Below are 14,651 nucleotides of genomic sequence, written 5' to 3'. Positions count from 1 at the left end.
CGCATTGTATTTTGATGTTTTTTAAACTATTTTTTTGGTAAATTCTTACGAAGATTTATTAACCATTTTGGTATATCATAGAATAAACATGTATCTGACTGAATTATTTAAATATGAGCAATCCTGTAATAGACAATGTTTCATCCCCCGAGTCTCGGGGCAAAAGAATAAGATTCATACGCGAGCATCTTCTGTCTTTTACACGAGAAGATTTTTGTCGCGATTCTAATTTTACTGCTCAATCATTAAAGGGATGGGAATTGGCTTGGGGAGGGGGTTTATCCCAACAGGGGGCTGTAAAAATCGTTAAGCGATCTAAAGAGTTAAATATTTATTGCACAGAGTCATGGTTAATGCATGGCATTGGTAAAAATGCCACAAGAATCACAAAAGATTTAGATATCCAAGAGGGTGACGAAAGCCACATAGCTAAAGAATTACTACTATTCAGAGAACTACAAAACTCTATTGACACTGTCATAAAAGATGATGGCATGATACCTTTCTTATACCCTGGCAATTATGTTGGCGGTATAATAGTCAACAATATTGAGAGTGCCATTGGCAAAGATTGTATTATTATTGCGGACAATGATGAAGTATTCGTTAGGATCTTAAAGCATGGAGAAGAACCAGCTCGCTATGACTTAGTTTGTTTAAATGAAAAAACCACATTAGTGAAAAAAGAAATAAAAAATACCGCTATTAAATTTGCTGCCCCAATTGTATGGATCCGCAGAATATTTCGAGAAAGTAATTAATGAAAGCTTACAAAAAAGATATTTTGCCACATCAAGAATTTTATATAGTCAGATTTACTAAAAGCTCCAGCCTACCTTATGCTCTTTTCATTCATGGTGGTCCTGGCCTTAATTGTGGAACCATAGAGTATCTTATTGAGCATCATAATTTATTTAATCCTCTGCAGTGCAATATTATTCTATATGATCAACGAAATTGCGGTAAATCTAATAAAATTAAAAAGCTAGTACTACAGCAAGATAATATAATTGATTTGCAAAAAATAATTCTATACCTTGCTGACCATTTTAATCTTAACATCAATGCATTGATTGGACATAGTTATGGTGCAAAACTTCTTTTTGATTACTACAAAAGTTATGAGTCTACCATCCCTGGCGTTTTTGTTTCTACCGCTAAATCAATACTAACGCCTCGTTTGAATAATTTAATGCTTGACCTATCCTATTTGAAAAAAAGTAATTTAGACCTATATAACAAAATATTAAAAGAAATTAATAATCTTGATCTTAATAAAATCTGGGAACTATCAGAACAATTAACTCCAGTTTTCCAAGAAAATAAAGACAGGCCTTATCTGTATTGGGCCAATTTAGAATATTATAATTTGGTCCAAGATATTCAAAAGCATATCAATTTACCATTAAATACAAACACGTTTATCAGTGTAAGAAAAGATCTTTATTCAAAAGAGGCGAATTTTTCTGTTAATATTGATGAGCTTAAAATCCGCAAATTATGGATAAATGGTTTTCATGATTTTGTCATTAACGGACACCAAATAGTATTGTCAAACAATCATGAAATTATAACTTTCAATAAATCTTCCCACTACCCACATCTAGAAGAGAATGATCGTTTTAGTGAGCTTTTAAATGAATTTATTAAGTAGCTCTAAGGCCATCATATTATTATTTTCTATACTGATATCCACTGTTGTTTACGCACAATCTAAAATTAAAATATGTTTAACCGGAAGAGTTGTTGAAAATTTAAAATCATATGGCCAGTCTTTTTTAAATGCGGCATATCTTGCCAAAGAAGAAAATGATCCTGCTAATAAAGTTGAAATCAAGAGTTATTTTTATAATAACAGACCATTGGAGCCAATGCATATTTATAATCAAATGGTAAATGACTCCTGCTCCGCAATTATTGGGTTTGAATATCTTTCCGACTTGTTATTAGCTGTAAAAGAACAGAAAAATGACACCATACCTATTTTTACTTCTTACGCTAGCACCACTAACTCTGATCAATTACCCAAGAATATTTTTATCTTTATGCCCAGCTATAATTACCAAGCTGATAAAATGATGAGCTACTTACAAGATCGTTATAAAAATATAAACAACGTGTTACTTATAACGGAAATTAACCGTGATGAGATGCTAAAGTATAAGGAAGTGTACTCCAGCACTCTAAAAAAAGAACACATACAATATTCTACATTCGATTTTCTAGAAAATGACAGCGATATAGAGGGAAAACTGAAGAAATTTTTGAATGAGCGAAAATATCAATACGTTTTTTTATTGTCAGGTGCAATAGCATCAGCAAAAATTGCCAATATTATGAATAACCATTGTACTGTTTTTATTGGCACAGAAAACTTTGGTTCTTCAGTCAGTCAAACATTTTTTATGCGACTAAATGATAAAGTCATTCGTTCTCATTTTATCCGTAATTTGGATTTTATACAGCCCTATGATGCTTTAACCAGATTTGAAAATATTTATGTTCAAAAATACCATGAAAAACCCACTGTATTGGCAGTATACACTTATGATTCAATGAAGATCATTTTAAAAGCATTGGATAGAACCGGTATCGTCAATACAAATAGCATATTAAATACTAATTATACAGGAATTACTGGAGCTTATTTAAAAAACGGTCAATTTTATCGATCGACCAATTACGTTATTTTATCAGTTAATAGCAATGGATATGCTTATGAAAAATAAAAGCTCTTCAATCAAAGCAATTTTTATCAAGAAAATGGCATATTCTGCTCTAATCCAATTTATTATTTTTGGATTTATACTCATGCTTGCAAAAGATTATTTTCATAATCAGATGAGTGTTTTTTCCAGAAATTTAATTATTAATGACTCATTTACCACTGATGAAATTGGTAGGTATCAGCTGCTTAATAATAAGGATGCTCTTGATTTAGTACTATACAATTTAGGTAATGAACGCAAACTAGACTCAATAAAATTTGTTCCTTTAAAAAATAAAATAGAAGATGTAGGTACTTGCGAAGAAAACAGCAAAAGCAATTACCTTCTATGCAAAAAAGATAATGGGCAAATTTCTGGTATAACATTAATTAAAAATGATGAAAAGATATTGGGCTCGGTGGTTGCAAGTAAGCAATATAATTCCATCTATACTTTGCCAGTATCCTATGGTCTTTTGTTAATTTTATTGATCGTACTTGGAATATTTCTTTTTAATTTCTTATTTTTATTCCTTTCCATGAGAAAGAAAATAGCAAACAATACCGAATACTTGCTCGATTTCATTTCATCACATCAAACTAATAATGCTGTTGATTTTGCAAAAGTTGAAATTAATGAATACAGACAAATTGCTAATAAATTTATTGATGAACATCGACAAATAATCAATTTACAGAAAGAAAAAGCCTATTACGAGGTAAGAAAAAATATTGCTGAGCTTGTTGCTCACGATATTCGATCACCATTAGCGGCAATAAATACCGCAGTAGCTGATGTAACATCAATTCCTGAAAATAAACGCATTATGATCAGAAATGCAGCTAAAAGAATCAATGATATTGCTAATAACCTACTCATACAATCAAAAAATAATTTGCTTGACTGTAAGAGTAGCGAAATAAATATGAATAATTCTCCAGAATTAATATTTGTTGTTTTAGATAATATCGTTGCAGAAAAAAGATATGAATATTACGGAACCAACATTCAAATCAACTTACTTGGGTCGGACTACTCATATAATTGTTTTTCTAACATACACCCTGATTCTTTTAAGCGTGTTCTATCCAATCTCATTAATAATGGTATTGAAGCAGTTAATTCTAATGGCTCTATTATTATCTCTCTAACCTGCAATGCTACCCATGTCGAAATTATTATAGAAGATAATGGCTGCGGCATTCCTCGCGATATCTTGCCAAAGGTTACGGAGCAAGGATTTAGCTTTAATAAGAAAACTGGTGCTGGTTTTGGCTTATCTTATGCTAAACAATATTTAGAGCAAATCAATGGTTCAATGCATATTCACTCCGAAGAAAAAGTTGGAACAAAAATTCAGATCACTCTAATTCGGTCTACCCCTCCTAGCTGGTTCTGTGATTCAATGAATATTAGGCATGGTACTAATATTGTCGTATTAGATGACGATATATCCATCCATGATGCATGGAATGAACGGTTTTCAAATATTTCACACGTTAAAATGTTTCATTTTTATAACGCGATCGACTTATTACAGTATAAAGTTGATCCAGAAATCCCAGTATTATATTTAGTAGATTATGAGCTGCTCGCTGATGTTAAAAATGGTTTAGATGTGATTGAAGAGCTTAATTTAAATGGCAAAGCTATTTTAGTTACCAGTTGCTTTGAAGATATTGCTATACGAAATCGGTGCGAAAATATTGGTGTAAAAATCATACCAAAATCTTATGTACCCTATATTAAAATTATTGAAACTCCAAAGAAAGAACATATAAATACGGTTGTTTTTATTGATGACGATGAAATGATGCGAATGACTTGGATCTTTGCTGCTGAAGAGGCTGGACAATGTATTTCAACTTATTCTTCATTTGATGAGTTCATAAATGAAATAAATAATTATGGTGAGAATACTCTTATTTATATTGATTCAGATCTAGGAAACAATGTTAGAGGCGAGGATTGTGCAAAACTCCTTTTTGATAAGGGCTTTATTGATGTTCATCTTGCCACTGGCCATTCAAGAGATCGATTTAGCCAAATGCCATGGATTAAATCCATTGTTGGTAAAGAACCACCTTTTCGATTTGCACACGGGAATTTAACATGAACTCAACGGATAAAGATAAATTAAAACACGATTTTTTAAACTCAATTGTTATCATCAACAGCATGACAAAATCGGCTTCGAGTTTCATTAATACAATTTCACAGTCAATGGAGACCAGCGATATTAATCAAAAACAGATGGAAAAATTTTTATATTCCATGAGCACTATTCGTGAGCAGACTGTAAAGATTGAAAATTATTTTCTATCTCTTTTGAATGAATAATTCTGCCAAATTATCTCTCTGCTAGATATGAGGAATATGAAACCACCCTTCCCCAATTTATAGAATCAGTTAAATGATCTTTGGTAATACTGTAGTAGTAATTGTTATCTAGCTTTTTCGCATCAAATAAATAGTTAATCCACTCACTTATTGGTTTTTTATATTCTTTTTCTGATAACAAGAATAATATTTTCTCTTTTTTTGCAACAGCGGCTATAGTCTGTTTGGGTAGTTCATATCCCTGCATTAAATCTAATTGATCAGATAGCTCTTTTACATGTCTAATGATAAGCCATGTAGGTTTGGCATCTTTATCAAGAAATAAAACACTCCCTGAATTATCAACTAGATAATATTCAACAGCCTGTGCTTGCAGTAAAACACTGGCAAATAATTGTTGATATAATTCATTACCAAATAAATCACTAATGGAGTTTTCATACGCATTAACTATATTCTTTGTTAACTCTCTAAAATAGCGCTGAGTTAGGTCATCGACAGCTAATGTAATTTCTGGATATAGATTTTCGCTTGTCTTGAGTATAAATTTATCAATTAAACCGTTATTGAACGCGCTGATCGCTGTATCTTTATCTGCTTCTGCCGTTAGCATAATTTTAAAGATTTTTTTCTCTTTAATTTTTTTGCAAAATTCAATTCCATTAATAACGGGCATTTGATAATCCACTACTAACAGTGGGGCATGCTCAAACCTTGCTTTATCATAAATCAGGTTTAACATTTTACTAACATCAAAGCCAATAACCCGATCATTAGTAGTATCTAGATTAACATCATTCATCAATTTGAAAATTGATTGGGTAACATCCTGACTATCATTATCAATCAGATGAAAAGCCATATCTGAGCTTGTAAGTGTCAGTATATTAAATTTTTCGCCAAATTCTAAATCTAACGCATCCAAAAATGCACGGTTATCATCTAAAAAAATGACTTTTATCGGATGATAAAAACAGGTAGGTCTTGCATCAATAATAGTCATATAGTAATTCCTCTACGTTACAGCTTTAATTGCATCACACCCATGATAAATCGCCAATATTTCAGACTCCTAATTTATACTGTATTGTTCCATTATCATTGCTGTTAAGGAAAATTAAACTAACATGGATGTCGCTTTGTATAATAAATGATTATTCAAATTTTTTCCTCCTCAATTTTATATTTTGTCACTTAAGTTGTAGTTGTTTATATTTTGCGATTAAGTTTGAATACTTTTCCTGTTAATTTTTTTTCTCTCAAACGTTTGTTAATTTGTAATCACCATAATTTGCTTTAAAATTTGCCGCCTCATAAATCTACACCATTCCATAACCCCCATGTGAATTACAGAATATTGTTTATTTTTATTGTTTATAATCAATAAGTTACTAAAATTATCCCCCGGGGACAATTTATGAAACCGATAATTCCTAGTAGAAGTCTCGTAAAATTAAAAGCGCTTGTTGAAACAGAGACAGGATCGAATTTAATAAAAAATTCAACAGTCCAAAAACAAAAAACATCATCCTAAAGATAATTAAGATTATCATAAAATTAGAATGCAACCCTATTAATTAATATTTGTAGATAATTAATTCGTCACACATTTAGTATAGGTTGATTACTTTAATATTTAAAAAACAACAAGCTTTGCTTAAATCAGGAATAAATTTCTTAGATCTATAAATGAGTTAAATAAATACTGCGAGAGAAAAGATCTTATCGTTAAATGGATTATTGAAAAATGTTAAGCGATAAACCTATTTAACTTGATAATAGATACATAGTTATAAAAACTAATTTATCCATTCAAGTAGAGAAGCTAATCTCAGCTCCAACAACACCAGCGATCAATATTCGTTAAAAAAATATAATCTTCGCTATGGACAAAGACAAATAAGCAACCATCCATAATCTTTTATAAAACATAAAGATAGTGTAATGTCCGCATCAACTTTTAAGGAGTAGCTGAGTTTTAAGGATGGGTAAAGCGATAAAAGTGATTATCACGCAAGAGCAAAAACAAACACTTCTAAAACTAAGAGGCTCGCGAACGGGAAAAAATATAGGGGAGCGAGCGTATTATGTTTTACTGTCCTCATCAGGCAAAAGTATAGGTGAAATCTCAGCGCAATTGAGTCGTAATCCACACACGGTGAGATGTTGGATAAAACGTTATTTACATTTTGGCATTTCAGGATTAATAGATAAAAATTCAAGCGGTCGACCGAATCAATTGAGAGAAAAAGTCAAGGAAGAGCTCAACCAATTGCTAAGTGTATCGCCCAAGGAGTACGGTTACCAACAGTCTGGATGGCAAATTAATCTTCAATTAGATCAATTGACTAAAACGGTTGGCTCTGTGAGTGCGACAACAGTAAAGCGAGCACTTCATGAGCATGGATGGGTATATAAACGCTATTCTAAAAAGCCCCCACTGAATGCGCCGAGTAAAGAAGATAAAGCAGCTTATATTGAAAAAATGGTTGCATCGCTAAGTAAACAAAAGTTAGAGCATGAAATAGAAATATTATTTGCAGATGAGTCTCACTTCTCAAACGAACCCTATGTAGAGAGAGGTTGGTTTAAACGTGGCGAAAAAAAACCCGTCCACACCAACAAAATGAGAGAAAGTAAAACATTATTTGGTGCTCTGAGTTTAAGCTCACAAGCTTTTTATTGGAAACAAGCCGAAAGAGGAACTCTAAGATATTTATTCAATTTCTACATCAATTACATAAAAGCTAAACCCAACAAAAAGATAGTGATGATTATTGATAATGGCTCTATTCATCGCAGCAAAAAGGTTTCAAAATTTGTGAAAAAACACGAATGGGTGGAGTTATTTTTTTTACCACCATATTCACCTGAATATAATCCAATTGAGCTATTTTGGAAGTGGTTGAAGAGGAAAATATATGGTGCGAATGGATTTACTTGTATTGAGCAATTGATTGCTCGTATTAGAAAATTTATCTGGCATTACAATGAAAATAAATTTGCTTGACCCTATTCAATTTGAGTTTAACGCATATCGGGAGTTGTTATAAATGTTTTTGGATGGTTACTTATAATAGATTTAACTCAATACGTGGACCCTTATTACGGGCATATATAGCTGAATAACCAAGATACTTAGCAAGAATTAATCACAAACTAACACCGCTACAAAGTAGCAATTGGTATGATTATTTAATCGCAAATGAAGTTATTCTGTTACAACTAGAAATGAAATCTAGAATATGGAAATAACATTCGTTTATATCTATTCCCGAATTTATTCTATTATCAAAGTTAATCAATGTGCGACTTATTCGAGCAAACGCAAAAAGTATAGTGTGGTACTATCCAGTTAAACATATCTTATTGCAGGGTAGAGATTTAATACAAAAGATAAGTATACCCAAACAAACATCAGGATAATCTTTTACTGAGATTCGCAATACCACTTGCCACTCCGAATTTTCAAAGTTTCTAGAGCAAAAGATCCAGCCGCCTAAAATCTAGCATTCATTGCATTAGGTAGATTATGGATAAAAGTTAAAATCTCTCCCATAAATCTACACCATTATCATATAACTACACCACAATACCCCATAAAGCTACACATATGATTAAAAAACCTTTTGAACCCCATATTACTACACAGAAAAACTCATAAACCTACACTATCACTCCCAAATAGATACACAATTATCCTTTCATAAATCATTTAAAATCAATTAGTTACTGTGTTTTATATAAGGAATCTATGAATAGAAGAAAAAAGATATATATTTTTCTTTTTTATAAATTTAAAAGAATAGTACAAATTACCGCTTGCAAATTCATTTCAAAGAAGATAGCCTAATAACAAATAGTACAAAACACCTTATTGTAAGAAGGGGGATGGATGAAAGTAATTACAACAGCCGGAAACAAAGGAGGGATTGGCAAATCAACTATTGCACTCACTCTTGCACAATATCTAGCTAAATGTAAAAACATGAAAGGGGCATTTATTGATTTAGACCCACAAGGTAATTCTTCATCTAGCCTAATTCCAACTACCAGAGATCCTGCTCACCCAACGGGTTATATGCCTAAAGCGCATCCAGAGTGGGATCCTAATAACTTACCAGAAGATGATCCACATTGGGATGGTGTTAGTAGTATTGCAGATATATTCATAGGTAAATCTATTTATCCATACCCAACATGGGTTGACAATTTACATTGTTTCCCTTCTTTTGCTTCATTACTGGAAGATGCACAACGTGTTCTAAAAGTTGATGTAAAAGAAAAAGTTATAAATCGTCTTAAAGAATTTACCGAAATGCTGTCAACCCACAGTGATTACCAATTTGTTATTATTGATACGAATCCACAGTTTGGCCCACTAACAATGGCAGGGTTGCGAGCAGCAACTCATGGACTATTGCCAACCGAACTAGAACAATATGGTATTAATGGAACCATAGGTATGATCCAAGCAATTTCACAAGAGCAACTTAGAAGAGTAAAAGATGACACAATCAAAATAGCGGGAATTTTACCTAACCAAGTTCGTAAAACAGCAGTACATACTAAGTTCCTTAATGACTTGCGTTCGATAGAGAAATCAGAAGAATGGTTGTTACCTCCGATCGCCCAAAGAACTATTTATTCAGAATTGGTAGTAGAAGATGCAAAACCTAATTGTGTATTTAATCTACCGCAAACACATCTAGCTAGAATTGAGAGTGAAAAATGGTGTTCTTATGTATATGACAGGGTATTTCATAATGTATACAACAAAATAGAAGAAAAGGAGGCTTCTTATGGTTAGTAAATTCAAACTAAATCCAGTCAAAACCGGAGAGACAAAGGAAGCCATATCAAGAACACTGGCGATTGCCAATGATTATGCTGGGGAACTGTCAATAGAAGTATTATCCTTAGATAAAATAGAACTTGATCCAGAAAACAATCGTGAACTAGCACTAACTCTTCATGATGCTATGAATGGAATAGATCCTTCTGATCCTGACTATGCAAAAAAGAAAAATGATTGGAAGTCACTTGAGTCATTAGCAAAAACTATACTAGATGATCAGTTAATTAACCCCATATTTGTATACAGGTTTGGGAACAAATGTCGTTTAATCGCTGGTGAACGTAGAACCTTGGCCTCAGCGATTGCTGGTAAAAAGGAAATTATAGCAAGAATTGCAAGTCAACGACCTGTTGGTACAAAGTTAAGAGTTCTACAGTGGATTGAGAATAATGAGCGTGTTGACTTATCTCTGGCTGAAAGAGTTGCGAGCATTGAGGCTATTGTTAAGGAATATTTAAACGAAAATAAAGGAAAAAATGATAACGAGAAAATAACATCAAAAGTTTTAAGTGACTTAACAGGAATGTCCATAACACAATCTCGAAGATATATTCTGATTCTGCAAGCTAGCCCAGACATAAAACAAGCGATTGTTGAAGGAAAAATAGAGAATATAAAGTTAATTGAATTAATTATTTCAGTTGAAAATGCAGAACATCAACAAGTTCTTTTAAAGGCTGCCATAGAAAATCTATCCTTTGAAGCAATTGTTAAGCTAAAAAAAGAACTCGAATTTTCATTAGTTACAAAAAAAGAAATAAGAGGACGTAAACAATTAAATGTTAGTTTAGGTAAGGTAAAACCCAATATTGCCAAAATTATCTTTGATGCCTTAGTTTCAAGCAACATTCTACACGAGAGCATCGTCGAGCAAATGAATATGTTAAGCAATAATGTCCAATGGAATAATGGTAAATCAGTTGAGGAGTGCTTTAAAAAAATAATTCCTCTAATTGCTCAGGAAGTGTGATTAAAATGAATAAACTGAAACTCAATAATAATGAAGACGATAAGAAAATTATTACATTTACTATTAATAAAGAAATTAAAGAGTCACTCAGAGAAATTCTGTTAAATTCTGAAAAATATAATTTAAAAAAGAAAACTGATTGGGTAAACGAAGCCATCATAATGTTAAAGGAAAATCCTGATTACAAAGAAATGGTACTCAATGCAGAAGGGAATAGTGAAAATTTTGTATTTGATAAAATTTACATGACATTTAAGCAACGATGTTTTTTTTCTGATATGAGAAGTGAAGTTGTAAAGGAATATCCTGATATAAGAGGCCCTCAAACTGCCATAATACGCGCTGCTATTTTGAGTAGAATGATGAGGAAAAAATAAGAAAAAAGGCCAAACGGAATGGGTAATGTTCGCTGAAAAAACAATACGTAAACATGTAACAATTATTCATGCATACTCTTTAATGAGTGTATTGCAACGGAAAATTGTCAATGTGCTTTTGTATGAAGCAATAAAAGGAGATGGCCGCATAAATAACCATCAAAATTCGGTCGCTGTCGAATGCAATATGCCTTTTTCTAAGCTGTTAAAAGCAGTTAAGTTCAATAGTAATAATACCCAATATCTAAAAGAGTCCATTGATGGGTTGGCATCATTAAAAATAGAATGGAATTTATTGAAAGATAAGGTACCTACAGATATCTCTTTTTTAAATTTACGAGTTTTACATGGTGCACCTACGTTCTATCAGGATAATACCATCAATTTTTCTTTTCATAAAATCATGCTTGATTTACTAGTTAATCCATCTATATACGGTACTATTGACATTGATCTGCAATCTGAATTTGAATCGAAATATGGTCATGCTCTTTATGAAAATAGTACACGGTTTATTAACTTACAAAAAAATAAAATTATTTCGTTAGATACATTTAGAAAAATTTTAGGAGTTCCTGAAGATAAATATCCAAGTATGCGGGAACTTACAAGAAATGTCATTTCGCCTTCATTAGAAGAGGTTAATGATCGAGCTAATTTTGCTGTTAGTTTGGATCCAATAAGAGTTGGTAGAAAAATTACTGGATTTGAGGTGTTAGTCCAGAATAAAAAAAATACAATAAAATCAGAAGTCAGCTGTATTGATTATGAAAATGAGAAGATGCATAAAGAAATAAAAGTAACTTTTGGTATATTAAATGAGTCTATATTAGAAAATATTATAAATAACTACTCAGAAGAATATATTCAAGAGAAGATTAACTATACCAAGAAATATGCAAAAAAAGAGCGCACAGGTTTTTATCCAATTCCATATTTTATTAGTGCTTTAAAATATGATTATAAATTCAAGGAAGAATCTAAGCCAGACGGTTCTCAAGAAAAAGAATCTAATGAACAAATTGAGTGGGAAAAGAAATTATTCGCTTTACAGGCAGAGCTTAATCATTGGGAAAAACTATCAGGTTATACTAAAGCTGGAGATAATCAAGAGCATGTTAAAAACATGCAGAAATTTGTTCTGGAAACCCGGGAAAAATTAAAGCAACATTATTTAGAGAAGCCCATTAAAATGGAGGCGGTTTAATATGAAATTTCCTGCCTTTGAACCAATTAATCTAAAAAATGACATACAATCCTTGGAAGCAATTGATCTGTGTTTATCAAAAATTTATCCAGATCAAAATCAGGCTAGAAAGTTTTTTAGCGATGCTTCACTAGAAGAACTGGCCTCGTCAATTCGACAGCATGGGATTATACAGCCTATTCTTGTCAAAGAAAGAGATCATAATAGGAATGAATATCAAATTATTGCGGGTGAACGGCGTTGGCGTGCAGCTAAAATAGTAGGATTAGAAAAAATCCCTGCAATCATCAGAAAATATAATAAAGCAAACGGGATGGCAGTTTCTTTAATTGAAAACATTCAAAGAGAAGATTTAAACCCATTGGAAGAAGCACAAGCTATACAGCGGTTAATAGAAGAGTGTTACATGACGCATGGTGAAGTTGCTGAAACTTTAGGTAGATCGCGAACAACAGTTACTAATCTTCTTAGATTGCTTACTCTCACGGATGAAGTAAAAGAAATGTTAAAAATGGGATTACTAGAAATGGGGCATGCCAGAGCTTTATTAAGTTTGTCGAGTATACAACAAGCAGAAACAGCAAAAATAATTATCAATAAGTCTTTATCCGTTAGGGAAACTGAAAAATTGGTTCAGCGCTTAAATATGCCAGAAGATAAACAAGAGTTTTTTCTAGATCCCCAATTTGAACAAAAAACGAAAGATTGGATGGCACAATTATCGAAAAAACTTTCATCCAAAGTTAACATGCATTTTAATGATGGAGGAAAAGGTAGGGTGGTGATAAGTTTTGACTCTTTAGAGGAAGCAGATTGGTTAATGGCCCATCTTAAGGTGGAAGGGTAGGGCTATTTTTTTATTCACAAAATTAGTGGATAACTATGTGGAAAAATTAGAAGATGTTTGCCCTCGAGTCTGTAGTTATAATTTTACTGGTATACTGGAAAAAAATGACCTCCAAATTTTACCTTCAAGAGACGATTGGACTACGGCGAATGGTAAAGTGTGGCAAGAGCTCAGCTTCTTTCTAATCACTATTAGAGCGCTCTTAAATCGGTCTGATTATTTAATGATCACTTTTCTTTTTAGAAATTAAAAAAATAAGTCAAGTTGGAATGCTTTTGTATGAGATAAGTTGTTTTGAACAGTCGTGGAACAATTATTTTGACTCAACTCGGATCTTGGTTTTTCCTTCCTTTTGGCATGGGTTTTATTAGCATATTTTTGTGATACTAAAAGAAACAGCAGATTGTGAAGGGAAAAAATATTTTCACTATACAAAATTTTAAGTCGATAATTATGCTGATAACGGATTTTTATCATGATTAAGAATTGAGCAAACGCATTTGTGTACGTTGAAAAATCCAATATTCTTCTTTGTCCCAACTTGGATTTTATTCGTCCGTTAATAGCGGTGATTGTCCAATCATCTAGTAAATCTTTCTCTAAACGAAGTACATAATAGCGTTTGTCTTTTTCAAAGCGTGCCTCATGGTAGACTTCATTGTAGGTAAAATCCAAATAGTGTAACCAAGGTAAAGTAATAAACCATGGTGTCATTTAGAAAATAGCCAAGTTAGCAATACGTTTCAGGCGATCAGGGTTGTCTTCAACATAAATTGCGGTGGTGACAATGTTGGCATGACCTGCAAGACGAGAGACTGCTTTAATATCAGCGCCTTGCTCAATTAAGCGGGTAATGAAAGTACGTCGACCAGAATGGGAGCTTGCCCCAATGATTCCTGCCTTATCATAGAGTGACTTGAACCATTTTTGCAAACTATTGGGTGTAAAGCGACTTTTACGTTGGGTCTGAAATAAGGGTTTGTCTCGTGCAACAGGTTTTAGGGTATCGAGATGAGCTTGGAGTGCTTTACGGATTTTTTCATTGGCAAGATAAGCGTAACGCTGCTTTTCACCTTTGGTCATTGAGCGCTTCAAACAAATCTCTTCAGTCAATTGATAGTTGTAATCGGCTACATCTGCAATAGTGAGAGAGGCGATTTCTTTCACTCGCAATCCAAGTCCAAAAGAACAATACACAAGGGCACTATTTCTTATAGCGAATTGCCCATCTTTGGCAACAATAAGCAGTCGCTTAAACTCTGCTTCACTTAAGACTCTGGCCTTTCCTTCTTTTGGCATAAAAGACTCAATATTTTCCTGTTATAATGGTATTCTAAATAAATC

Annotated in this window: 14 protein-coding genes; 11 read left to right on the top strand and 3 right to left on the bottom strand. The window is 32.6% G+C overall.

Annotated elements, in window-relative coordinates; all coding sequences use genetic code 11:
• Positions 1–113 precede the first annotated feature (113 nt).
• Genes IZU94_RS01820 through IZU94_RS01800 form a run of 5 tightly spaced genes read left to right on the top strand, consistent with a single transcriptional unit; the run spans position 114 to position 5,048 of the window.
• Positions 114–761 (top strand): hypothetical protein, encoded by a 648-nt coding sequence (locus IZU94_RS01820; RefSeq protein ID WP_021582608.1) that lies wholly within the window; start codon positions 114–116, stop codon positions 759–761.
• Positions 761–1,654: an alpha/beta fold hydrolase gene (locus IZU94_RS01815; protein ID WP_021460407.1), complete on the top strand. Its 894-nt coding sequence runs from the start codon at positions 761–763 to the stop codon at positions 1,652–1,654. Before IZU94_RS01820 ends, IZU94_RS01815 begins: the two co-directional genes overlap by 1 nt.
• Complete coding sequence (locus IZU94_RS01810; protein ID WP_021582607.1) at positions 1,638–2,729, top strand: type 1 periplasmic-binding domain-containing protein; 1,092 nt, start codon at positions 1,638–1,640, stop codon at positions 2,727–2,729. The genes IZU94_RS01815 and IZU94_RS01810 overlap by 17 nt, the downstream gene beginning before the upstream one ends.
• Positions 2,719–4,824 carry a sensor histidine kinase gene (locus tag IZU94_RS01805; protein ID WP_021460564.1) on the top strand — a complete coding sequence of 702 codons (2,106 nt, stop codon included), beginning with the start codon at positions 2,719–2,721 and terminating at the stop codon, positions 4,822–4,824. Before IZU94_RS01810 ends, IZU94_RS01805 begins: the two co-directional genes overlap by 11 nt.
• The gene (locus IZU94_RS01800) at positions 4,821–5,048 is read left to right on the top strand and encodes a hypothetical protein (RefSeq protein WP_021460565.1); all 228 of its coding nucleotides are present in this window, start codon (positions 4,821–4,823) and stop codon (positions 5,046–5,048) included. Before IZU94_RS01805 ends, IZU94_RS01800 begins: the two co-directional genes overlap by 4 nt.
• A 10-nt stretch (positions 5,049–5,058) precedes the next feature.
• Here the strand turns inward: IZU94_RS01800 and IZU94_RS01795 are convergent, their stop codons facing one another.
• A complete protein-coding gene (locus IZU94_RS01795) occupies positions 5,059–6,051 on the bottom strand; it encodes a response regulator (RefSeq protein WP_021460566.1) in 993 nt (330 codons plus the stop codon).
• A gap of 981 nt (positions 6,052–7,032) precedes the next feature.
• On the opposite strand from IZU94_RS01795, the gene IZU94_RS01790 reads away from it, so the two are divergent.
• The 6 genes from IZU94_RS01790 to IZU94_RS01765 all read left to right on the top strand — a co-directional run bounded on the left by IZU94_RS01790 (position 7,033) and on the right by IZU94_RS01765 (position 13,307).
• The gene (locus IZU94_RS01790; RefSeq protein ID WP_021460567.1) at positions 7,033–8,058 is read left to right on the top strand and encodes an IS630 family transposase; all 1,026 of its coding nucleotides are present in this window, start codon (positions 7,033–7,035) and stop codon (positions 8,056–8,058) included.
• An 885-nt stretch (positions 8,059–8,943) separates the two neighbouring features.
• Positions 8,944–9,858 (top strand): ParA family protein, encoded by a 915-nt coding sequence (locus IZU94_RS01785; RefSeq protein ID WP_010655313.1) that lies wholly within the window; start codon positions 8,944–8,946, stop codon positions 9,856–9,858.
• Entirely contained in the window at positions 9,851–10,876 is a 1,026-nt protein-coding gene (locus IZU94_RS01780) for a ParB/RepB/Spo0J family partition protein (protein WP_021582606.1), read from the top strand. Before IZU94_RS01785 ends, IZU94_RS01780 begins: the two co-directional genes overlap by 8 nt.
• Before the next feature lie 5 nt (positions 10,877–10,881).
• The gene (locus tag IZU94_RS01775) at positions 10,882–11,253 is read left to right on the top strand and encodes a hypothetical protein (protein WP_021582605.1); all 372 of its coding nucleotides are present in this window, start codon (positions 10,882–10,884) and stop codon (positions 11,251–11,253) included.
• Positions 11,254–11,278: 25 nt separating this feature from the next.
• Complete coding sequence (locus tag IZU94_RS01770) at positions 11,279–12,460, top strand: replication initiation protein (protein WP_021582604.1); 1,182 nt, start codon at positions 11,279–11,281, stop codon at positions 12,458–12,460.
• 1 nt (position 12,461) lies between these two features.
• Complete coding sequence (locus IZU94_RS01765) at positions 12,462–13,307, top strand: ParB/RepB/Spo0J family partition protein (RefSeq protein WP_021460571.1); 846 nt, start codon at positions 12,462–12,464, stop codon at positions 13,305–13,307.
• 246 nt (positions 13,308–13,553) lie between these two features.
• Here the strand turns inward: IZU94_RS01765 and IZU94_RS01760 are convergent, their stop codons facing one another.
• Positions 13,554–14,021, bottom strand: coding sequence for a hypothetical protein (locus IZU94_RS01760; protein ID WP_021460573.1), 468 nt, complete (start codon positions 14,019–14,021; stop codon positions 13,554–13,556).
• Positions 14,022–14,606, bottom strand: coding sequence for a tyrosine-type recombinase/integrase (locus IZU94_RS01755; protein WP_021460574.1), 585 nt, complete (start codon positions 14,604–14,606; stop codon positions 14,022–14,024).
• Between the last annotated feature and the right edge of the window lie 45 nt (positions 14,607–14,651).

Source organism: Legionella bononiensis, assembly GCF_016786215.1.
In the GTDB taxonomy this organism is placed as follows: domain Bacteria; phylum Pseudomonadota; class Gammaproteobacteria; order Legionellales; family Legionellaceae; genus Legionella; species Legionella bononiensis.
Note: the sequence above shows the minus strand (reverse complement) of the source record. Positions and strands in the feature narration are given on the sequence as shown.

Bases quoted from the DNA above. Each gene is read 5' to 3' on its own strand.
- IZU94_RS01820 (WP_021582608.1), top strand. From the start codon at position 114: ATGAGCAATCCTGTAATAGACAATGTTTCATCCCCCGAGTCTCGGGGC.
- IZU94_RS01815 (WP_021460407.1), top strand. From the start codon at position 761: ATGAAAGCTTACAAAAAAGATATTTTGCCACATCAAGAATTTTATATA.
- IZU94_RS01810 (WP_021582607.1), top strand. From the start codon at position 1,638: ATGAATTTATTAAGTAGCTCTAAGGCCATCATATTATTATTTTCTATA.
- IZU94_RS01805 (WP_021460564.1), top strand. From the start codon at position 2,719: ATGAAAAATAAAAGCTCTTCAATCAAAGCAATTTTTATCAAGAAAATG.
- IZU94_RS01800 (WP_021460565.1), top strand. From the start codon at position 4,821: ATGAACTCAACGGATAAAGATAAATTAAAACACGATTTTTTAAACTCA.
- IZU94_RS01795 (WP_021460566.1), bottom strand. From the start codon at position 6,051: ATGACTATTATTGATGCAAGACCTACCTGTTTTTATCATCCGATAAAA.
- IZU94_RS01790 (WP_021460567.1), top strand. From the start codon at position 7,033: ATGGGTAAAGCGATAAAAGTGATTATCACGCAAGAGCAAAAACAAACA.
- IZU94_RS01785 (WP_010655313.1), top strand. From the start codon at position 8,944: ATGAAAGTAATTACAACAGCCGGAAACAAAGGAGGGATTGGCAAATCA.
- IZU94_RS01780 (WP_021582606.1), top strand. From the start codon at position 9,851: ATGGTTAGTAAATTCAAACTAAATCCAGTCAAAACCGGAGAGACAAAG.
- IZU94_RS01775 (WP_021582605.1), top strand. From the start codon at position 10,882: ATGAATAAACTGAAACTCAATAATAATGAAGACGATAAGAAAATTATT.
- IZU94_RS01770 (WP_021582604.1), top strand. From the start codon at position 11,279: ATGTTCGCTGAAAAAACAATACGTAAACATGTAACAATTATTCATGCA.
- IZU94_RS01765 (WP_021460571.1), top strand. From the start codon at position 12,462: ATGAAATTTCCTGCCTTTGAACCAATTAATCTAAAAAATGACATACAA.
- IZU94_RS01760 (WP_021460573.1), bottom strand. From the start codon at position 14,021: ATGACACCATGGTTTATTACTTTACCTTGGTTACACTATTTGGATTTT.
- IZU94_RS01755 (WP_021460574.1), bottom strand. From the start codon at position 14,606: ATGCCAAAAGAAGGAAAGGCCAGAGTCTTAAGTGAAGCAGAGTTTAAG.